Annotated in this window: 14 protein-coding genes and 1 pseudogene; 8 read left to right on the forward strand and 7 right to left on the reverse strand. The window is 67.4% G+C overall.

Annotated elements, in window-relative coordinates:
- Window positions 1-300: 300 nt before the first annotated feature.
- The 3 genes from tilS to EZ304_RS05350 are packed head-to-tail and all read left to right on the forward strand — an operon-like array spanning window position 301 to window position 2,752.
- Window positions 301-1,587 carry a tRNA lysidine(34) synthetase TilS gene (gene tilS / locus EZ304_RS05340; RefSeq protein WP_185959218.1) on the forward strand — a complete coding sequence of 429 codons (1,287 nt, stop codon included), beginning with the start codon at window positions 301-303 and terminating at the stop codon, window positions 1,585-1,587.
- A 36-nt stretch (window positions 1,588-1,623) separates the two neighbouring features.
- Window positions 1,624-1,884, forward strand: a complete 261-nt coding sequence (locus EZ304_RS05345) for an exodeoxyribonuclease VII small subunit (protein ID WP_005410522.1) — start codon at window positions 1,624-1,626, stop codon at window positions 1,882-1,884.
- Complete coding sequence (locus EZ304_RS05350) at window positions 1,874-2,752, forward strand: polyprenyl synthetase family protein (protein ID WP_099555009.1); 879 nt, start codon at window positions 1,874-1,876, stop codon at window positions 2,750-2,752. Before EZ304_RS05345 ends, EZ304_RS05350 begins: the two co-directional genes overlap by 11 nt.
- Before the next feature lie 81 nt (window positions 2,753-2,833).
- Here the strand turns inward: EZ304_RS05350 and EZ304_RS05355 are convergent, their stop codons facing one another.
- Together EZ304_RS05355 and pmbA are read right to left on the reverse strand one after the other, a co-directional pair.
- Complete coding sequence (locus EZ304_RS05355; RefSeq protein WP_142806490.1) at window positions 2,834-3,208, reverse strand: DUF4870 domain-containing protein; 375 nt, start codon at window positions 3,206-3,208, stop codon at window positions 2,834-2,836.
- 87 nt (window positions 3,209-3,295) lie between these two features.
- Complete coding sequence (gene pmbA, locus EZ304_RS05360) at window positions 3,296-4,663, reverse strand: metalloprotease PmbA (protein ID WP_142806491.1); 1,368 nt, start codon at window positions 4,661-4,663, stop codon at window positions 3,296-3,298.
- A 68-nt stretch (window positions 4,664-4,731) separates the two neighbouring features.
- Here pmbA and yjgA point away from each other — a divergent pair, with 68 nt between their 5' ends.
- Complete coding sequence (gene yjgA, locus EZ304_RS05365) at window positions 4,732-5,319, forward strand: ribosome biogenesis factor YjgA (RefSeq protein WP_099555015.1); 588 nt, start codon at window positions 4,732-4,734, stop codon at window positions 5,317-5,319.
- Between the two features lie 41 nt (window positions 5,320-5,360).
- Here yjgA and tldD read toward each other — a convergent pair whose 3' ends face one another.
- The 4 genes and pseudogenes from tldD to EZ304_RS05385 all read right to left on the reverse strand — a co-directional run bounded on the left by tldD (window position 5,361) and on the right by EZ304_RS05385 (window position 12,846).
- On the reverse strand, window positions 5,361-6,806 hold the full coding sequence (gene tldD, locus EZ304_RS05370; protein ID WP_142806492.1) for a metalloprotease TldD: 1,446 nt from the start codon (window positions 6,804-6,806) through the stop codon (window positions 5,361-5,363).
- Window positions 6,807-6,865: 59 nt separating this feature from the next.
- A pseudogene (locus EZ304_RS05375) lies at window positions 6,866-10,727 on the reverse strand (YhdP family protein).
- A gap of 30 nt (window positions 10,728-10,757) precedes the next feature.
- Window positions 10,758-12,245 (reverse strand): ribonuclease G, encoded by a 1,488-nt coding sequence (rng, locus tag EZ304_RS05380; protein WP_142806493.1) that lies wholly within the window; start codon window positions 12,243-12,245, stop codon window positions 10,758-10,760.
- Window positions 12,238-12,846 (reverse strand): Maf family nucleotide pyrophosphatase, encoded by a 609-nt coding sequence (locus tag EZ304_RS05385; protein WP_142806494.1) that lies wholly within the window; start codon window positions 12,844-12,846, stop codon window positions 12,238-12,240. Before EZ304_RS05385 ends, rng begins: the two co-directional genes overlap by 8 nt.
- 129 nt (window positions 12,847-12,975) lie before the next feature.
- Here EZ304_RS05385 and EZ304_RS05390 point away from each other — a divergent pair, with 129 nt between their 5' ends.
- The 4 genes from EZ304_RS05390 (at window position 12,976) to EZ304_RS05405 (ending at window position 19,164) form a co-directional block, all read left to right on the forward strand.
- Window positions 12,976-13,713, forward strand: coding sequence for an SIMPL domain-containing protein (locus EZ304_RS05390; RefSeq protein ID WP_099555025.1), 738 nt, complete (start codon window positions 12,976-12,978; stop codon window positions 13,711-13,713).
- A gap of 216 nt (window positions 13,714-13,929) precedes the next feature.
- Window positions 13,930-14,580 carry an energy transducer TonB gene (locus EZ304_RS05395; protein WP_099555028.1) on the forward strand — a complete coding sequence of 217 codons (651 nt, stop codon included), beginning with the start codon at window positions 13,930-13,932 and terminating at the stop codon, window positions 14,578-14,580.
- 197 nt (window positions 14,581-14,777) lie between these two features.
- Entirely contained in the window at window positions 14,778-17,612 is a 2,835-nt protein-coding gene (locus EZ304_RS05400; RefSeq protein WP_142806495.1) for a TonB-dependent receptor, read from the forward strand.
- A 130-nt stretch (window positions 17,613-17,742) separates the two neighbouring features.
- Complete coding sequence (locus tag EZ304_RS05405; RefSeq protein ID WP_142806496.1) at window positions 17,743-19,164, forward strand: basic amino acid/polyamine antiporter; 1,422 nt, start codon at window positions 17,743-17,745, stop codon at window positions 19,162-19,164.
- A 49-nt stretch (window positions 19,165-19,213) separates the two neighbouring features.
- Here the strand turns inward: EZ304_RS05405 and EZ304_RS05410 are convergent, their stop codons facing one another.
- Complete coding sequence (locus EZ304_RS05410; protein ID WP_428999723.1) at window positions 19,214-20,167, reverse strand: alpha/beta hydrolase; 954 nt, start codon at window positions 20,165-20,167, stop codon at window positions 19,214-19,216.
- Window positions 20,168-20,272: the final 105 nt, after the last annotated feature.

Here is a 20,272-nt window from a genome sequence, read left to right on the forward strand (position 1 = left end):
ATATCGAATGAGTCATCCACGCATGGCGTAGATCTACTGTGTCGACCAAGGTCGACACCTACCAAGGCAATACGTCGTTCCAACAGATCGCGGCCAACTGTCGAAGGCGGGGTGGGTCCGGTTGCGGGAGTGTCCGCGGCATGGATGCCGCGGCCAAGCCCCCATGGATGGGTTTACGGCGTCTCCCGCAACCGGACCCACCCCGCCATCCTTCAGGAAACCAGCTTCTGCTGTTGCTGTTGCTCTGGCTCGTAGCGAGTGCAGGGCGCAGCCCTGCCGAGCAACCCTATACTTGCCGCCGTGACTGCCTTCCCTGCCATCGTTCCGCTGGATGCGCCGCTGCTGGTGGGCTACAGCGGTGGTGTCGACTCCACCGTGCTGCTGCACTGGCTGTGGCGCTGCGCGCAGGCCTCCGGCACTTCGCTGCGCGCGGTGCACGTGCACCACGGCCTGCAGCCCGATGCGGATGACTGGGTGCTGCACTGCCAGCAGCAATGCGACGCCTGGGGCATCGAACTGGCCGTGCATCGCGTGCAGGTCGAGAACGGCACAGGCCTGGGCACCGAGGGTGCCGCTCGATTGGCACGACGCGCCGCGTTCGCCGCCGAACTGCGCGACGGCGAAACACTGGCACTGGCGCAGCACCAGGACGATCAGGCCGAGACCTTCCTGCTGCGGGCCCTGCGCGCTTCCGGCGTCGATGGCCTGGCGGCGATGTCCATGCACAGCCGCCTTGGCGAACATCCCTTGTGGCGCCCGCTGCTGGCGGTGCCACGCAGTGCACTGCTCGACTACGCGCGCCAGCACGCGCTGCGCTGGATCGAAGACCCCAGCAATGGCGACGACCACGCCGATCGCAACTTCCTGCGCCTGCAGGTGCTGCCGTTGCTGCGCCGGCGCTGGCCGCATGCCGCTGCAGCATTGGCGGGCAGCGCGACGCACTGCGGGCAGACCCGCGAACTGCTCGACGAGGAGGACGCCGAGCTGATCGCGCATCTGGAGGTGGCACCGCGCGTGCTGTCGCTGCAGCTGCTGCGCCAGGTCTCACCAGGGCGCGCCGCACGCGTGCTGCGTGCCTGGGCGGCCGGCCACGGTGCGGCACCGCTGCCGGCCACCGTGCTGCAGCAGGCGCTGGACGAGCTGCTGCCGGCCAATAACGATCGTCAGGCCCGTGTGAGCTGGCACGATCACGCGATCCAGCAATGGCGCGACCACGCCTACCTGCTGCCGGCCCGGCTGCCTGCGCTTCCCCTCGCGTGGCAGGCCGAATGGGATGGACGCGCACCGCTGCCATTGCCCGATGGTGGACAACTGCGCCTGCAGGGCACCCCGGCCTTCGAACGCCCGCTGCAGGTCCGTGCACGCGTGGGCGGTGAGCGCATTCTGCTGCCTGGCCGCCAGCATTCGCACGCATTGAAGAACTGCCTGCAGCGTGAGCACCTTGCCCCGTGGCGGCGCGCGCAGCTGCCGTTGATCTTTGATGGCCCGCAGTTGCTGGCCGCCGCCGACGTGGTCATCGGCGCGCCCTTGCAGGCCTGGTTGCAGGCGAACGACGCACAGCTGCAGTGGCGTCCCGGCGGCTGGTGAATTGACCCCCGCGCGCAGCCCGTCCACACTTGCCGCATGGCCAAGAAGTCCCCCGAAAACGCCTCCCCGGTCGCCCAGTTCGAGCAGTCGCTCGAATCGCTGGAACAGCTGGTGGAGCAGATGGAAACCGGCGAGCTGAGCCTGGAAGCTTCGCTCAGCGCTTACGAGCGTGGTGTCGGTCTGTACCGCCAGTGCCAGCAGGCGCTGGAGCAGGCGGAACTGCGCGTGCGCCTGCTCAGCGATCCGGCGCAGCCGGAAGCCTCCGAGCCCTTCGACCCGCCCAGCCATGACGGCTGAGGTTCTGTTCGCGCGCTGGCGCGACCGTATCGAAAGCCAGCTCGACGCCGCCCTGCCCTCGCCTGCCGAAGCACCGCAGCGCCTGCACCAGGCCATGCGCTATTCGGTGCTGGGTGGCGGCAAGCGCATGCGGCCGCTGCTGGTGTACGCCAGTGGTCACCTGTTCGGCGCGCAACCGGAAAGCCTGGACGCGGCCGCGATGGCCGTCGAGCTGATCCATGCCTATTCGCTGGTGCACGACGACCTTCCGGCAATGGATGACGACGCCCTGCGTCGCGGCAAGCCGACCACCCACATCGCCTTCGACGAAGCCACCGCGATCCTTGCCGGTGATGCGCTGCAGACCCGTGCCTTCGGCCTGCTGGCCGATGCACCGCTGCCAGCCACCTTGCGCGTGGCCTGCCTGCAGACCCTGGCCCATGCCTCGGGTGCTTCAGGCATGTGCGGCGGCCAGGCGCTGGACATCGATGCCACCGGCCAGCAGCAGACGCTGGCAGCATTGACCCGCATGCATGCCCTGAAGACCGGCGCCCTGATCCGGGCGGCAGTACGCATGGGCGCGCTGTGCGGCCAGGCCCACGAACCGCAGCTGGCCCAGCTGGACAGCTTCGCCGACGCGCTCGGCCTGGCCTTCCAGGTGCGCGATGACATCCTCGATGTCGAAGCCAGTTCCGAACAGCTGGGCAAGACCGCCGGCAAGGACCAGGCACAGGACAAGAGCACCTTCCCCGCCCTGCTCGGCATGGACGGTGCGAAGGCGCAGCTGCACGAGCTCGCTGCACGCATGCAGTCGATCCTGGCCGGGCATGGCGACGAAGCCGATGCACTGCGCGCGTTGGCGACGCTGGCGGTGGAACGCGATCACTGATCGCTATACACGGCCGGGCATTTCCCGCACACGAAAACGCCCGGCAGTGCCGGGCGTTTTCAGTTCCGCGTGCGGACGATCTTACTTGATCAGGCGCAGCGCGAACGGGTAGCGGTAGGCTTCGCCGTTGTTGGCCTTGACCGCAGCGATGATGCTGAACACCAGGCTGATGATGCCGACGATCGGTGCCAGGATACCGCCGATGATCACGATCATCAGGATCATGCTGATGACCATGGCGATGGTCACGGTGATCTGGAAGTTAAGGGCTTCCTTGGCCTGGTCGGTCACGAAGGCCTTGCCCGCGTCATCCTTGTTGATCAGCCAGATGATCAGCGCGCCGATGAAGCCGGTGAAGATGCCCAGCAGGTGCGCGGCCAGGGCCATGGTGCGCTGGTCGGCCGGGACGTCGGTGATGGCCGGCGGCGGCGGCGGGACGTTATCGAATTCGCTCACGACAAAACTCCTTTTCATTGGGTGGTCTTGACCAACCAGCACCCAGCTGATTGCGTCAGGCGGGCATAGCTTACGCCATCGACGGCATCAATCATTACCGGCGATGGTCATCCGCCCCAACAGGATCGAACCGGTCCGGATGTGCGAGCGGGGATCAACGTCGCTGCCGACCGCCTCGATGCTGCTGAACATCTCGCGCAGGTTGCCGGCGATGGTGATGCCGTCCACCGGGTACTGGATCTCGCCGTTCTCGATCCGGAAGCCACCCGCGCCACGCGAATAGTCGCCGGTCACGCCGTTCACGCCCTGCCCCATCAGCTCGGTCACCAGCAGGCCGTCGCCCATCTGCCGCGCGATGTCCTGCAGGGAGCCGGCATTGGCCGTCAGCTGCAGGTTATGCACGCCACCGGCGTTGGCAGTAGTCTGCAGGCCCAGCTTGCGTGCCGAGTAGCTGCCCAGCACATAGCGTTGCAGCACGCCGTCGCGGACCAGGGCCGAGGCGCGGGTGGCGACGCCGTCGCCGTCGAAGGCCGCCGAGCGCAGGCCACGGCGCAGGTGCGGCAGCTCCTCGATCTGCATCCATTCCGGGAACAGGCGCTGGCCAACGCTGTCCAGCAGGAAACTGGCCTGGCGATACAGGGCACCGCCGGACACCGCCGACAGCAGGTGCCCGACCAGGCTGCGCGCAACTTCCGGGGCGAACAGCACCGGCATGCTGCCGGTGGCCAGCGATCGCGGCTGCAAGCGGGCGACAGTGCGCTCGGCGGCACGACAACCGACCAGGCCGACATCCTCCAGGTCCTCGCGAGCCAGCGCACTGGTGTACCAGCCATCTCGCTGCATGCCATCGCCCTGCCCGGCGATCAGCGCACAACCGACCGAATGGTGGGTGCCGCGCTCACGGCCGATGAAGCCATGCGAATTGGCATAGACCGACAGGCTCTGCATGCTCGACACCGAGGCGCCGTCGGAATTGCGGATCTGCGCATCGGCCTCACGGCCTGCGGCTTCGCAGGCCAGGGCCAGGTCCACCGCCTCGTCGGCCTGCAGCGGCCACGGGTGCCAGCCGTCCAGGTCCGGGAAGTGGGTGGCCATCAGGTCCGCCTCGGCCAGGCCGGCGGCCGGGTCGTCTTCGGTATGCCGGGCGATCGCACAGGCCTGTTCGACCGTGGCGGCAAGGCTGGCCTCGTTCAGGTCGCCGGTGCTGGCACTGCCCTTGCGTTGGCCGAAATAGACGGTGACGGCGATACCGCGGTCACGGGTGGACTGCACGGTCTCAACCTCGCCAAGGCGGACATTGACCTCCAGGCCACGGTCTTCGCTGCAGCTGACCTCGGCCTGGCTGGCGCCCAGCGCACGGGCGCGGTCGAGCAGCTGCTGGGAAAGGTCGGCCAGCCGTTCCAGCCGGGCCGGGCTGTCGTCGCCGACAGCGACTTCAGGGGCGATCACGTTCAATGCTTTATCCTGTACGGGTTGGGCCCGGCATCACGCCGGGCGACTTTTTTTGAGATCAGGTAGGAACGATGCGCGGACGCGACGAAGAAACCGGTGAATTCCACGACAAGAGCCGCAGCCAGAACCGGCGCGACGCGCTCGACGTCCTGGCCCTGGGCGAGAAGCTGGTGTCGTTGACCCCGGCCCAGCTGGCACGCCTGCCGATCCCGGAAGACCTGCTGCCGCATATCGCCGAGTGCAAGCGCATCACCGCCCACATCGCCCACAAGCGCCAGCTGGCGTTCCTGGCCAAGCACATGCGCCGCGAAGAAGACGCCACGCTGGATGCGATCCGCGATGCGCTGGACGCCAACAGCGAAACCGGTCGCCGTGAAGTGGCGATGATGCACCGCGCGGAAGACTGGCGCGACCGCCTGCTGGCCGAGGGTGACAAGGCGCTGGCTGCACTGCTGGACGACTACCCGCAGGCCGACCGCCAGCAGCTGCGCACGCTGGTGCGCAATGCGCAGGCCGAGAAGGCCAAGAACAAGCCGCCGCGCGCCTACCGCGAAATCTTCCAGGTGCTGCGCGCCCTGATGCTGCCGGCCGCGCTGGGCCTGAAGGCCAGCGCCGAAGACGCCGACCCCGTCGAGACCGACGAAGCCGACGAGGACTGAGTCCCCGCCGAGCGGGGCGGTGGCGCTGGCCATCGCCCGGCTCAGGCCTGGGTACCGCCGACGGTGATGCCCTCGATCAACAGCGACGGCTGGCCAACCCCCACCGGCACGCTCTGCCCGTCCTTGCCACAGATACCCACGCCCTCGTCCAGGGCCAGGTCGTTGCCGACCATGCGCACCTTCTGCATGGTTTCCGGACCATTGCCGATCAGCGTCGCCCCCTTCACCGGCGCGGTGATGCGGCCATCCTCGATCAGGTAGGCCTCGGTGGCCGAGAACACGTACTTGCCGCTGGTGATGTCGACCTGGCCGCCACCGAAGTTCACCGCGTACAGGCCCTTCTTCACCGAGCGGATCATTTCCTGCGGGTCGTGCTGGCCGGCACGCATGTAGGTATTGGTCATGCGCGGCATGGTCAGGTGCGCGAACGATTCGCGGCGGCCGTTGCCGGTCGGCGCCATGCCCATCAGGCGTGCATTGAGGCTGTCCTGCATGTAGCCGACCAGGATGCCGTCCTCGATCAGCGTGGTGCACTGGCTCGGGTGGCCTTCATCGTCGATGTTCAACGAACCACGGCGACCGTCGAGGGTGCCATCGTCGACAATGGTCACGCCCGGTGCCGCCACGCGCTCACCGATGCGACCAGCGTAGACACTGGTGCCCTTGCGGTTGAAGTCGCCTTCCAGGCCATGGCCGACCGCTTCATGCAGCAGCACGCCAGGCCAGCCAGGGCCCAGTACCACCGGCATCACGCCGGCCGGCGCCGGCACGGCTTCCAGGTTCACCAGCGCCTGGCGCAGGGCCTCGCGCGCAAACGCTTCCGGGCGACCGTCGGCGAACAGCGCCTCGTAGCCATAGCGGCCACCACCGCCGGCATAGCCGGACTCGCGGCGGCCGTTGTGTTCGACGATCACCTGCACGTTCAGGCGCACCAGCGGGCGCACGTCAGCGCCCAGTACACCGTCGCTGCGGGCGATCAGCACCGTATCGACGCCGCCGGACAGGCTCACCATCACCTGCTTCACGCGCGGGTCGGCGGCGCGCAGGTAGCCATCCAGGCGCTTGAGCACCTCGACCTTGGCCTCGTTGCCGATGCCATCGATCGGGTCCAGCGCCGGGTACAGCGCGCGCGCGTTGCCGCGCAGCAGCGATCGCCCGGACTGGGCGCCACCTTCGCGCGAAATCGCACGCGCCGACTGCGCCGCGGCCAGCAGCGCATCGGCATGGATGTCATCGGAGTAGGCGAAACCGGTCTTCTCGCCGGAAATCGCCCGCACGCCCACGCCCTGCTCGATGGAATGGGCACCGTCCTTGACGATGCCGTCCTCCACGCTCCAGCTCTCGCGGCGGGCGTGCTGGAAATAGAGGTCGCCGAAGTCCACACCGGGGCCGAGCAGCTGGCCGAAGGTGCGCTCCAGGCCAGCGGTATCCAGGCCGCCGGGGCGCAGCAGGCGGTCTTGGGCAAGCGTCAGGGCGATATCAGTCATGGTCTCGATCTGGGGGTGCGGGGGCGCTCAGGCAAGCCCCGTGAACAGGAGGTCCACGCTCAGCGTGAGCGTGGCAGGTCGGTAACGGTCGGCGGTACGGCCGGGGCCGGGGCCGGGCGCGGTACGGGCGCTGGCGGGGTCTTGTCGCGGCTGCGTTCGATCACTTCCACCTTCGGCTCCTTCCATGGGCCGGTCACCTTGTAGGTGCGGGCGCCGATCTCGCCGAGCGGTTTGGACAATACCGCATTGGTGGCCGCGCCGAGTGCCGCGCCGACCGGGCCACCTGCCACCGCGCCGACCACGGTCAGCAGATTGCCGGCCCGCGGGTTGACATCGATGGTCTGGTCGAACTGCTGGTTGCGCAGGTCGGCCTGGCCGCGGATGGTGATGTTCGCCGCCGGGCCTTCGATCAGCACCTTGTCGGTGCGGGCCATGCCCTGTCCGAACTGCACGCTGCCGTCGACCTGGTTGAACGCGAAGCCCTTGGAGAAGAAGTCGCGGAAGTCGAACATCAGGCGCCGCGGCAGCTGGGTCACGCTGAGCAGGCCCAGCACACGACCGGCGCCCGGCTCCAGCTCCAGCAGCTGGCCATTGCGCGCGTGCAGGTCAAGGCGGCCCTGCAGGTTGGCCAGCTGGAAGTCCGACGGCCCCCCGCTCCACGACGCCTGCAGCTGCGCCTGGCCGGAGCCGCCGCGCAGCTGGCCGCCGTAATCGAGGTTCTGCATCAGGCCGCCCAGGTCCTCACTACGCACCTGCGCGGTCAGCTCGGTGCGGGCACCACCGGTGCGGCCCAGCCAGCGACCACTGATGTCGATTTCCTGGTCGGGCGCACGGAAGCGCAGCTCGTCCACGTTCAGGCCATTGGCCAGCGGCCGCGTACGCAGCACCGCCTGGCCCAGCACCACCTTGCCGAACTGCAGGTCGGCAATGTCCAGCGCGAACGGCGGCAGCTTGGCCGGGTCCATGTCGTTGGCGCCGGCCTGCACCCGCGCTGGCGCGGCCGCGCCCGGTGCCGGCGGCAACGACTGCCAGTGCACGCGGTCGAGTTGGCCACTGATGGTGCCTCCTTCGGCGTTGGGTACGGTCAGGCGACCGGCCAGCGAAGGTCCATCCAGGCGCACATCCAGCGCCTGCGGTCCCGGCTGCAGCTGCAACCGGGTCTGCTCGAAGACGCCGCCGATCAGCATCAGCTTGCCGACCTGCACGTCTACGGCACGCAGCGGCATGCCGTCATCGTCGTTGCCACCGCGGGCAAGGCCGATCCACTCCAGCGCATCCAGGGTCGGGCTGCGGCCATTGACGGACAATCCGCTCGGCGGCGGCTCGCGATCGGCATGGTCGCTGCCCAGAGTGACCTGCACGCCGGTGCGGTTGTTGTGGCTGCGCGCGGCCAGCGCCAGCCGCTGGCCAAAGGCCACGTCGATGCGGCCGGCACCCATCGGCAGCTGCGCGGCCACCGTGGTCGCCAGCGGCTCGGTGGCCGGCTTGTCCAGGGGCGCCGGCAGGTCCAGGCGGGTTCCCACCAGATCCGAACTCAGGCGCAGCTCGCTGGGCGGTGAGGGCGCTCCCGGTGCGACTTTGGGCAGGTTGACCGCGATGGTCCATGGCGAGGTACCGGCGATATAGGGCTTGAGCCACGCCATTTCCGGGGCACGGTCAATCAGCACGCCCGCGTCGAGGTTGGCCGCCAGCTGCGACTCGAACGCCAGCCTGCTGTCGTGCACGTAGCCGCCGGCGCGCAGGCTCAAGCGGCCGTCCTGACCAAGGTGGCGCACCGCCAGTTCCTCGGCACCGAAGCCACCATTGCTGTAGCGCGCCTGCCCATGCATGTTGTCGAAGGCCAGCTGGAAGCGCTTGTCCACCAGCTTCACACCGTTGAGGTCGACCGTGCCCTGCAGGTGACCGCCGCCTTCATCGTGGTGCAGCGGCTGCAGCAGGTCGAAGGTCACGTGCGCTGGGCCGCTGGCGACCAGGTTGTCCAGGGTATCGCCATAGTCCTTCTGCAGCGGGCTCTGCCGCAGCATCGCCAGCAGCTTGCCCGCATCGCTGGGCGCATCCGCGCGCACATACAGCGGCTGCTGGCCGAAGTCCGGAATGCCCGCTTCGAATGCCTGTACCGCCACGCCGGCCAGATCGCCGCGCCCGCGCATGTCGAAGCCGGGGCCGATGAAGGCGATGTCGGCATCGACCTGGCGCATCAGCGGCCAATCGTGCTGGAAGCGGATCTCGCCATTGGTGATGTGCCCGGTGGCCTCGAAGCGGCCATCATGGTTGTCGAACGGCCAGTCATCCAGGTCACCGCTGACCAGCCCGACACCGTTGCGCACCTGCCCACCGGCCAGTGCCATGTCCAGCCAGTCGGTGGCGCCCTTGCTCATCTTGGAATGGATCCAGAACCGCTTGGCCGCGGTCATCGGCACATCGTCCAGCTTGGCCGCCAACTGCAGCCACGGCCGCGTGCCGTCCCCCTGGAACCAGACGCCGCCACGCACGTCGGCTGCGTAATCGGTACCTTCCACCCGCATCGCCGCGGTGCCGATGCGCCAGCCACCGGCCTCGTCGCGCCAGCCCACCACCTGCCCGGCCAGATGCAGGTCGTGGCGCACCCCGAAGCCGGTCGGCCAATCGAACTGCAGCTGACGTTGCGGCTGCAGCTGCAGGCTGAAGCCATCGGCATCGCCCTCGAAGCGCCCCCCCCAGGCCGCGCAGGCCCGGCGAGTGACCCACGCTGGCGAAGCCCAGCGACTGCAGCTCACCCTGCACCCACAACGGGCCATCACGTTCACCGGCCAGCTGCAGCTCACGCACATCCAGCTGCGGTTTGGACAGGAACAACCAATGGCGCAGGCCGGGGTCGAGGCGATCACTCAGCGCCAGGGCCCGCAGCGCGGTACCGGCCTGTACCTCGCCGGAACCAACCCGCAACTGCTTGCCGACCTGCAGGTGCAGGCCATCGAGCTGTTGTTCACCGTCCGCCGACTTCAGGCGCAGGCGCGGCACCTGCAACGCCCAGCCATCGGCCTGGCGCTGCCAGCGCAGGCGGGCCTGCACGCGCTGCAGCTGCAGCTGCGGAGCAGCCACGTCGGGCATCGGTGCGCCGTCGATGCGGACGTCACGCAGGTCCGAATCAGTGGTCAGGGCCACCGGCGCGAAATCGCGCAGGGTCAGCCACAGGTTCAGTTCGCCCTTGCCCTCGCGCAGGCGGATGCCCCCGGCCGCCAGCAGCGGCGACCAGGCGTGGAAATCAACGGGGTCTGCGCCAAGCCAGGCCTGGCCGTTGCCGCCTGCGCGGTCCACGTCCAGTACCGCGGTCAAAGGCAGCGCATCGGCCTGTGCCCATGCCCGTACGCCCACCCGCAGGCGCTGGCCGTTGACGCGCAGGCGGAGGTCGATGCGCGGCAGCGTGGTGTCGATGCCCAGGCCCGGCGCATGCACGCCCAGGCGGCCACCGATCACCTGCAGTTCGCCCAGCCGGCGCAACGCGTCCAGCGGGTCGCCGCCGGTGTTGGACTGCGGCAGGCCACGCACCGACCAGCGGCCGTCCTCGCCCTGCTGCAGGTCCAGTGCCAGGCCACGCAGGCGCAGTTCGGTCAACGAGCGGCCGGGCAGCAGCCCGCTGTACATCGACACCAGCACCTCGGCCTCGCCGATGGCCAGGCCCTGGCCGGCGCCGATGCGCAGGCCCTTCAGCTGCAGCAGCGGACCACGCCGGGTCCAGGCCGTCTGCAGCTGGTCGAAATGCACCGGCTGGCCGGCGCGTTCACTCAACCAGGCGGCAATCCTGTCGGGATGGCGCTCGGCCAGCGGCAGCAGCTGGCTGAGGGTGCCCACCAGCAGTGCCAGCCCGACCAGGCCCACCGCGCAGGCGGCAATGAAATGACGGCGGATCCTTCGCAGTCGCAGGCGCGGCGGCGCGCTCATCGGCCACCGCCGGCCTGCGGCCGGCGAGGATCAGAGCAGAACAACATCGAATTGCTCCTGCAGGTACTGCTCGTCCGCCTGGAAGCGGATGCTCTTGCCGAGGAATTCCTCCAGCTCGGCCACCGCCGAGGACTCCTCGTCGGTGATGCGCGCGACCACCTTGGTCGAGGCGATCACCAGCAGGCGCGCGGCATCGAACTGGCGCACGGCACGGGTGATCTCGCGGAAGATCTCGTAGGTCACCGTTTCGGTGGTCTTGATGCTGCCACGACCGCTGCACTGCGGGCAGGTTTCCGACAGCTGGCGCTCCAGGCTCTCGACCGTGCGCTTGCGGGTCATTTCGACCAGGCCCAGCGGCGAGAAGTCGTACACCGTGGTCTTGGCATGGTCGCGGGCCAGCGCCTTTTCCAGCGTACGCAGTACCTGGCGGCGGTGCTCGGCATCATCCATGTCGATGAAGTCGATGATGATGATGCCGCCGAGGTTGCGCAGCCGCAGCTGCCTGGCCACCGCCTGCGCGGCCTCCAGGTTGGTGCGGAACACGGTCTCTTCCAGGTTGCGCTGGCCAAGGAACGAGCCGGTGTTCACGTCGATGGTGGTCATCGCCTCGGTCTGGTCGATGACCAGGTAGCCGCCGGACTTCAGCGGCACCTGCTTGTCCAGCGCGCGGCCGATCTCGTCCTCCACCCCGAACATGTCGAAGATCGGCCGGTCGCCCGAATACAGCTCCAGCTTCTCGGCCAGCACCGGCATGTACTTGGCCACGAAGGCCTGCAGCTGGGCGAAGGTTTCCTTCGAATCGACCTTCACCTTGTCCACGTCCTTGCGGATCAGGTCGCGCACCGATCGCAGCGGCAGGCTCAGGTCTTCATAGATGTTGCTGCACGAGGCAGCTTCGCGGCCACGACGCTCGACCACGTTCCAGACCCGCGACAGGTAGGCGATGTCCTCGGCGATGGCTTCGGCCGGCTGGCCCTCGGCGTTGGTACGCACGATGTAGCCGTAGCCACCATGCTGGGCCGACAGCTCGGTCACCAATGCCTTCAGCCGCGCGCGCTCGGTTTCATCCTCGATGCGCGCGGACACGCCCACGACCTTGGATTGCGGCAGCAGCACCATGTAGCGCGAAGGAATGCTGATCTGCGTGGTCAGGTGCGCGCCCTTGGTGCCGATCGGGTCCTTCACCACCTGCACCACGATGTCCTGGCCATCACGCAGCAGCTCGACGATGGGCACGCTGGCCGGCGGCGGCAGGGTCGTGTTCTCGGTGTCGGCACTGGCCACCGGGGCCGGGCGCACCACGTCGTTGGCGTGCAGGAACGCGGCGCGCTCCAGCCCCACTTCGACGAAGGCCGCCTGCATGCCAGGCATGACCCGCTGCACCTTGCCCTTGTAGATGTTGCCGACCACGCCACGGCGCCAGCCGCGCTCGATGTGCAGTTCCTGCAGCATGCCGTTTTCGATCACCGCGACCCGGGTTTCGCGCGGGGTCACATTGACCAGGATTTCCTCAGACATCGGCAGCCTCCCTGGCGGCATCAGCAGTTGGGGCCGGCACGCCGCAGCGCGCCAGCAGACGATCAGTGTGCAGCAGCGGCAGTCCCATCACGCCGGAGTAGCTGCCGGAAAGATGTTCGATCCAGCGTTCGGCCCCGCCCTGGATGGCGTAGGCGCCGGCCTTGTCCAGTGGCTCACCGGTGGCCACGTAGGCGGCGATGTCGGCAGCGTCGATCGGCGCGAAGGTCACTTCGGAAATGACCAGTTCGCTGTCCAGCCCATCCGCACCGACCACCACCACGGCGGTCATTACCTGGTGGGTGCGCCCGGCCAGTCGCGCCAGCATCGCACGCGCGTCGGCTGCGTCGGCCGGCTTGCCGAACACTTCACCGTCCAGCACCACCTCGGTGTCCGAGCCCAGCACCCGCGCCTGCGGGTCTTCGGCCAGCACCCGCGCCAGCCCGGCACGCGCCTTGTCGGCGGCGACCCGGCACACATACTGTTCGGCACTCTCGGTCGCGGCGCGCTGCTCGACGACCTCCAGGTCCAGGGCCTGGAAGGGGCGTCCGAGTCGGGCCAGCAACTGGTTGCGTCGGGGGGAGCGGGAAGCAAGATAGAGCATCGGCACAGCATAACCTGAGCCCGTCACCTGAATCGTCGGCAACCCGTCGAGGAACGCACACAACCCCGAACGGGCTCACAGCGCGTTCATCGCTACGACACCACCCTCACCGCACAACAAGGAGATCCCATGCGCCTGACCGCCACCCCGCTGCTGCTCGCCCTGTCCCTCGCCCTTGGAACCTCGATGACCGCCCATGCTGCCCCGTCGTCGCCATCGATCGCCGCCGCGGCCGAAGGCACCCTGCTGAACATCTCGTCCAACGCCGAAGCCACCCGTGTGCCGGACGTCGCCACGCTGTCGGCCGGCGTGGTGACCCAGGCCGCCGATGGCAACAGCGCGATGCGCCAGAACGCCCAGCAGATGGACAAGGTGCTGGCAGCGGTCAAGGCCGCCGGCATCGCCGAGCGCGACGTGCAGACCAGCGGGGTCAGCCTCAACCCGCAGTACCGCTACGCCGACAACGAAGCGCCGAAGATCACCGGCTACCAGGCCAGCAACACGGTCAGCCTGAAGGTCCGCGACATCGCCAAGCTCGGCAAGGTGCTGGACGCGCTGGCCGCACAGGGCGCCAACCAGATCAACGGCCCCAGCTTCGAGATCGATCAGCCCGAACCGGTCTATGACGAAGCCCGCCTCGCCGCGCTGAAGAAGGCCCAGGCCCGTGCCCAGACCTACGCCAAGTCGCTGGGCCTGCAGGTGCGCCGCATCGTCAGCATTTCCGAGAACGCCGGCGGCGGCTACCGCCCGATGCCGATGATGCGGGCCATGTCGGCCGGCGCAGCGATGGACAAGGCCACCCCGGTCGCACCGGGTGAATCCACTGTTTCGGTCAATCTGGACGTGGTGTTCGAACTGGGTCGCTGATCCCATCCCTTCCGGTAGACAGAGGCGGGTCCCGCAGGGGGCCCGCCTTTTTCATGTGGGCCGGGGCGGCTGGCTGAAGGCCAGCCCAACGATCCTGTCCCTGCCTCTAGGCAGTGGCCGGGGCCTGGCGTTAATGATTGGCTGCCAGCCGCGTGCGGCAACCCCGCCACGGGCCCTGGTGCGTTGAGGACTTCGTCACTGGCATGGAGGTGGACCATGGTTCGTACGTATCCCGTTGCATCCCCGCACTTCGACCCCGCCCGCGTTGCCGCCTGGAGCGCGGCCATCGCCCTGCATCTGCTCGCGTTCCTGTTGCTGTTGATCCCGGCGACCTACCAGGCCGTGCAGGTCCCGCGTGACAAGACCACGGTCAGGCTGATCGAGAAGATTCCGCCAACGCCGCCCCCTCCGGTACTGCAGGAACCGGAGGAAGTCGCCCGGGTCGTGCCGAAACCGCGCACCCAGCCGGTGGTTCCGCCACTGCCCGCTCCCACGGCGACCGTGGAAGAGACCCAGGGCATCGCGCTGCCGGCCGCCGAACAGGCCGCGCCGCAACTCGCGCCGAGCATCGACGCCCATGCACCGCTGGCCGGCGCCCAGCTGCAGTACCGCAGTGCCCCACCGCCGGCCTATCCGGTCGCCGCGCTGCGCAACCATGAGCAGGGCACGGTGCTGCTGCGGGTGGAGGTCGACAGCAGCGGTCAGCCGGTCGCGGTCAGCATCGAGCGCAGCAGTGGCTCGCGCCACCTGGACCAGGCCGCACGCCAGCAGGTGCTCAAGCGCTGGCGCTTTGAACCGGCCCAGCGTGATGGCGTAGCGGTACCGGCCATCGGCCTGGTGCCGGTGCAGTTCTCGTTGCCGGACTGACGATTCGGGGCCGGTCCGACCGCCTGTCGGACCGGCCTTCGGGATCGAAATGCCAAACTCGGCAAAGTTCGAGCTCAAACGTTACGGATTAAGCAAAATTTCACGACTTCGTCACCCGTCGGAAACCTAGATTGGCCCGTCCCGGACACTCCGGAGACAGCCCTCAACGCTACGGTTTTCCAGTTAGGAGAGAAGCTGTGAAACACCTGATCCAACGGCCCGCCAGCCGCCGCCGCTGCACCCTGGCATCGTCCATCACCCACATCCTTACCGGCGGCACCCTGCTGCTGGTTGGCGCCGTGGCTTCCACCTCCGCGTTCGCGCAGGAAAAGGCCACCAACCTGGACCGCATCACGGTTACCGGTTCGAACATTCCGCGCACCAACACCGAAACACCGTCCCCGGTGCAGGTGGTGACCCGCCAGGAAATCGACCGCACCGGCAAGACCACGGTTGCCGAATACCTGCAGACCCTGACTGCTGATGGTTCCGGCTCCATTCCAAAGACCTTCGGCAACGGCTTCGCCGGCGGTGGCGCCGGTATTTCGCTGCGTGGCCTGGGCGCGGGTTCGACCCTGGTCCTGTTGAACGGCCGCCGCATGGCCACCTACGGCCTGGCTGACGACGGCCAGAAGGTCTTCACCGACCTGAGCACCATTCCGCTCGACGCGGTTGAACGCGTGGAAGTGCTGAAGGATGGCGCCTCGGCGATCTATGGCTCCGATGCCATCGCCGGCGTGGTCAACATCATCCTGCGCAGTGACTTCCAGGGCGCGATCCTGCGCGGTTCCTACGGTGTCTCCGGCGACGGCGATGGCGACGCGAAGAAGGCGACCCTGACCGCGGGTACTGGCGACCTCGCAACCGACGGCTGGAATGCCTTCTTCAGCCTGGATGTCGCCAAGACCGATGCGATCAAGATCAGTGATCGCAAGAACCGCAAATGGATCGGTACCGGTGATACCCGCCCGTGGGGCTACGGCAACAACGCCCAGTTCCTGGGCGGCGCCTTCCTCAGCGGCAAGACCCGCGGTGGTGTTGGTCCGAATGGTTCGGTATATGACGATCGCAATGTAACCGAAGAGAATCCTGCCTTCCTGGTCGCTTTGCCCGGTTGTGCTGGTCTTACCACGATTCCGGGCCAGACAGAGGCGTCCGCACAGGCGCAGGGCTGCTTGTGGGATCCGAACCAGCTGTATCGCGATCTCACCCCGGAAGAGAAGTACGTCAATGTGTTTGGACGTGCCAGCTTCGCCTTTGGTGAAGGTGGAGAGATCTACACCGAAATCGGCTACTCAAAGAAGGAAACCACCTTCAGCAACACCCCGTCTGGCGTTTCAGGCGGCTGGGGCTATCCGGGCGGCCCGGTCAACGCCAACAGTGGCGATGGCGCTACGGTGCTGGGACCGAACCATCCAGATAATCCGATTCCGGGCCAGGCCTCGCGCCTGCGCTATTCGGCTTGGGATGTCGGTCCGCGTGTAACCAACAACACCAACGAGTTCACCCGCTTCCTGGTCGGCGTCAAGGGCAACTGGGGCGACTGGAGCTACGACACCGCCTACCTGCATTCCGGCACCGACCTGGTCAACAAGCGCACCGGCTTCCTCAACTACGACAATGTACGTTGTGCACTGGCCAACCCGAACTGTGCCGGTGGTGTGTGGCGCATCGGCGACAACGCCAATCTCAATTCGCAGGCGCTGTACGACTTCATTTCGCCGGATATCAGCGCACGTGCGAAGTCGAGCCTGGACATGTTCGACTTCACCGTGTCGCGCAGCCTGATGGACCTGAAGGGTGGCCCGCTGGGCCTGGCGCTGGGTACTGAATGGCGCAAGACCAGCAACAGCCTGACCCCGCAGACCTACACCGACCAGGGCCAGATCATCGGCCTGGGCTACTCGGCCTACGACGGCACCCAGAACGTGTACGCCGGTTACGTCGAGCTGTCCGCACCCGTGCTGGAAACCCTGGAACTGTCCGGTGCGGTGCGCTACGACAAGTACGAGAGCGGTGAAGGCAAGGCCACGCCGAAGATCGGCATCAAGTGGACGCCGGCCGATTGGATCGCACTGCGCGGCAGTTATGCGGAAGGCTTCCGTGCACCGAACCCAGCCGAGAACGGCGATGGTGGTCTGGCAGCATTCTCCAATGCGTCCGACCCGGTGCGTTGCCCGGGCGGCAACCCGGCACCAGGTGCAAACGACGACGACTGTGGCGCTCTGCCGGTCGCCATCATCACCCGCCCGAACAAGGACCTGAAACCGGAAGAGTCCAAGAGCTATTCGGTGGGTATCGTCCTGCAGCCCACGTCCACGACTTCGCTGACCATCGATGCCTGGCAGATCAAGCGCACCAACGAAATCGCCCAGGGCAGCACCTCCGAAGCCATTGCCGCCGGCAACGTGTTGCGTGACAACAACCTGCTAAATGGCGTCCCCGGTACCGGCAGCATCCTGGCGGTCAACACGCAGTACATCAATGCCGCATCGACCCGGGTCCGGGGTATCGATACCGATATCCGCCAGACCTTCGATATCGGCCCGGGCCAGCTGGAAATGGACCTGCAGTGGAGCCATGTGCTCAAGTTCGAGCGCACCGATGCCGACGTGACTGTCGACTACGCCGGTACCCACGGCAACTGCGACGTGACCAACTGCATCGGCACGCCGAAGGACCGCATCAACTTCGGCACCACCTGGAGGCAGGGCCCGTGGAGCGTCAGCGGCGTCGCCAACTACATCTCGAAGATGGACAACAAGGACTTCCGCGGTCCGGATGGCTCCTACCTGTTCGCATATGCGGACGGTACGGACGTCAAGAAGATCTCCTCGTTCACCACCTTCGACCTGTCGGGCCGCTGGAACATCACTGACGCCTTCGAGCTGAACGCATCTGTGCAGAACGTGTTCGACCGCATCGCGCCGCTGGATCCGTCCACCTACGGTGGCGTGAACTACAACCCGCTGCACTTCAGCGGTGCCATCGGCCGTTACTTCACCGTCGGCGCCAAGTACACCTTCAAGTAATACCGTTCAACGCACCACCTTCGAAGGCCCGGGCATCTGCCCGGGCCTTCGTCGTTGCGGCCCCCTTGCGCGCATGTTCACGGGCACGCCGCTACCGTGGGGTAGCGGCATCACCGCCGCAGGGGACATCATGGCCACGACCTCACAACGCCTCGGGCTGCCCGCGTTGACCGCACTGGTGGTCGGCTCGATGGTCGGCGCCGGCATCTTTTCATTGCCGCAGAACGTGGCGCGCAGCGCCGGGCCGGCAGCGGCGCTGCTCGGCTGGGCGGTCAGCGGCGCCGGCATGCTGATGCTCGCCTTCGTGTTCCAGGCCCTGGCCAACCGCCGGCCGGATCTCGATACCGGCATCTATGCGTATGCGCGCGAGGGCTTCGGCAACTACATCGGTTTCTCCGCGGCATGGGGCTACTGGGTCGCCTCGGTACTCGGCAACGCCAGCTTCTTCGTGCTGATCTTCAGTGGCCTCGGCCACTTCATGCCGGTCTTCGGTGAAGGCAACACCCCGGCCGCCGTGGCCGCTTCGTCGCTGCTCCTCTGGACCGTGCACCTGCTGGTGCTGCGCGGCCTGCGCACCGCCGCCATCGTCAACGGCCTGGTGACGGTGGCCAAGCTGCTGCCCATCACGCTGTTCCTGATCCTGGCCGCCGGTGCGTTCCGCATGGATGTGTTCCGTGCCGGTTTCCTGGGCACGCCCGCGCTCGGCGACCTCGGCCAGCAGCTGCGCGGCATGATGCTGGTGACCGTGTGGGTATTCATCGGCATCGAAGGCGCCAGCATCTACTCGCGCCGCGCGGCCCGCCGTGCTGATGTCGGCCGCGCTACGGTGATCGGCTTCCTCGGCGTCTGGCTGCTGCTGGTGCTGGTCAGCCTGCTGTCGATGGGCATACTGTCGCAGGCCGAACTGGCCGGATTGCCCAATCCGTCGATGGCCTACGTGCTGCGCGCCATCGTTGGCGAGTGGGGCGCGACGGTGATCATCATCGGCTCGATCATTTCGGTACTCGGCGCGCTGCTGGCCTGGGTGCTGCTGTGTGCCGAAGTGCTGTACGCCGCTGCGGGCGACGGCACCATGCCGGCCTTCCTGGGCCGCGAGAACGCGCGCGGCGTGCCGGCCAACGCACTCTGGCTGAGCAATGGGTTGATCCAGCTGTTCCTGCTGCTGGTGCTGGTCAACTCCGGCAGCTACACCGGCCTGGTGCTGCTGGCCGCGTCGATGAGCCTGGTGCCCTACTTCCTGTCGACCGCGTTCGGCGTGCAACTGGCGTGGCGCGGGCACGCCTATGCGGGTGAACCGGGCGTGCGCGGGCGCGATTTCGCGGTGGCGCTGCTGGCCAGTGCCTACGCGTTGTGGCTGGTGTATGCAGGAGGTCTCGACAACCTGCTGCTGTCGGTGCTGCTGTATGTGCCCGGCGTGGTGGTGTTCGCACTGACCCGGCTCCAACGCGGTGAGCAGGTATTTACGCGATGGGAATGGGTGCTGTTCGGTGCCATTCTGGTGGTGGCCATCGCTACGCTGGTCGCGTTCTCCAGAGGTGAGCTGGCACTGTAGAGCCGAGCCCGCGCCCGGCTTGGCACAGGCAGTCGCGCATGGCCCGGCTCTACAGCTGGCGTTCCGGCAGCATGCCGATATCCTGCATCCAGCGTTCGGCCAGCCGCGGCCACGCCGTGACCGGTGCATCCTTCATGCGCAGACCGAACGCATGGCCGCCGCGGGCGAACAGATGCATCTCGACGGGCACGCCTGCGTCAATCAGGGCCTGGTAGTAGGCGAGTGATTCGCGCACGTCATCGGTGCGATCATCGGTGGCCTGCGCAATGAACGTCGGCGGCACCGCGTCATCCACGACGATGTCCCTGACCAGCGAGAGCCCCTTGCCATGCCCGGCCCACAGATGGCCGGAGTACATCACCATCGCGAAATCCGGGCGGCTGGACTTTGAGTCGGCCGCGTCGACCGCCGTGTAGCTGCGACGTGCATGCGTGCTCAATCCCGCCACCACGTGCCCACCCGCCGAAAAACCGATCACCCCCACCCGCTTCGGATCGATGTTCCAGCGCTCTGCCTGCGCGCGCAGCAGGCCCATTGCACGTTGCGCGTCCTGCAAGGCCATCGGCACCGTCGGGTTGTCGCGACAGTTGCAGTCGGGATCCCAGTTCGGGCCGGACGCCGGCACGCGGTACTTCAGCAGCGCGCAGGTGATGCCCTGCGCGTTCAACCAATCGCAGATTTCGCTGCCTTCCAGGTCCATCGCCAGCACCCGATAACCACCACCGGGCACCACCATCACCGCGGTGCCATTGGCCGGTCCCTTCGGCGGAAACACAGTGAGTGTCGGCACGGCCACGTTCTGCAGCATCGTCCAGCGTTCTCCGCTGGCCTTGGAAACTGCTTCGCCAACCTGCTCGGGGCCTTTCAGTTTTGGCGGCGCTTTCACCATGCCCTGCGGCCACAACGGCAGCTCGGTGGTGCCCTGCGGCGGATGCCAGGTCGGTGGTGCCGCATTCGCTGCGGCGAACGTCGGTTGTGCAAGCAGCAGAAAGACGACGGACAGGAGTGCGCGCACGATCAACATCCGTGGTTGGATACAGCAGATTGTAGAGCCGAGCCCGCGCTCGGCTGCATTCTCGAAGCCGAGCGCGGGCTCGGCTCTACACCA

This window comes from Stenotrophomonas maltophilia (assembly GCF_006974125.1).
In the GTDB taxonomy this organism is placed as follows: Bacteria; Pseudomonadota; Gammaproteobacteria; order Xanthomonadales; family Xanthomonadaceae; genus Stenotrophomonas; species Stenotrophomonas maltophilia_O.

Excerpts from the sequence above, each read along its gene's own strand:
- EZ304_RS05345 (WP_005410522.1), top strand. The coding sequence starts at position 1,624 with ATGGCCAAGAAGTCCCCCGAAAACGCCTCCCCGGTCGCCCAGTTCGAG.
- EZ304_RS05350 (WP_099555009.1), top strand. The coding sequence starts at position 1,874 with ATGACGGCTGAGGTTCTGTTCGCGCGCTGGCGCGACCGTATCGAAAGC.
- yjgA (WP_099555015.1), top strand. The coding sequence starts at position 4,732 with ATGCGCGGACGCGACGAAGAAACCGGTGAATTCCACGACAAGAGCCGC.
- tldD (WP_142806492.1), bottom strand. The coding sequence starts at position 6,806 with ATGACTGATATCGCCCTGACGCTTGCCCAAGACCGCCTGCTGCGCCCC.
- rng (WP_142806493.1), bottom strand. The coding sequence starts at position 12,245 with ATGTCTGAGGAAATCCTGGTCAATGTGACCCCGCGCGAAACCCGGGTC.
- EZ304_RS05385 (WP_142806494.1), bottom strand. The coding sequence starts at position 12,846 with ATGCTCTATCTTGCTTCCCGCTCCCCCCGACGCAACCAGTTGCTGGCC.
- EZ304_RS05390 (WP_099555025.1), top strand. The coding sequence starts at position 12,976 with ATGCGCCTGACCGCCACCCCGCTGCTGCTCGCCCTGTCCCTCGCCCTT.
- EZ304_RS05395 (WP_099555028.1), top strand. The coding sequence starts at position 13,930 with ATGGTTCGTACGTATCCCGTTGCATCCCCGCACTTCGACCCCGCCCGC.
- EZ304_RS05405 (WP_142806496.1), top strand. The coding sequence starts at position 17,743 with ATGGCCACGACCTCACAACGCCTCGGGCTGCCCGCGTTGACCGCACTG.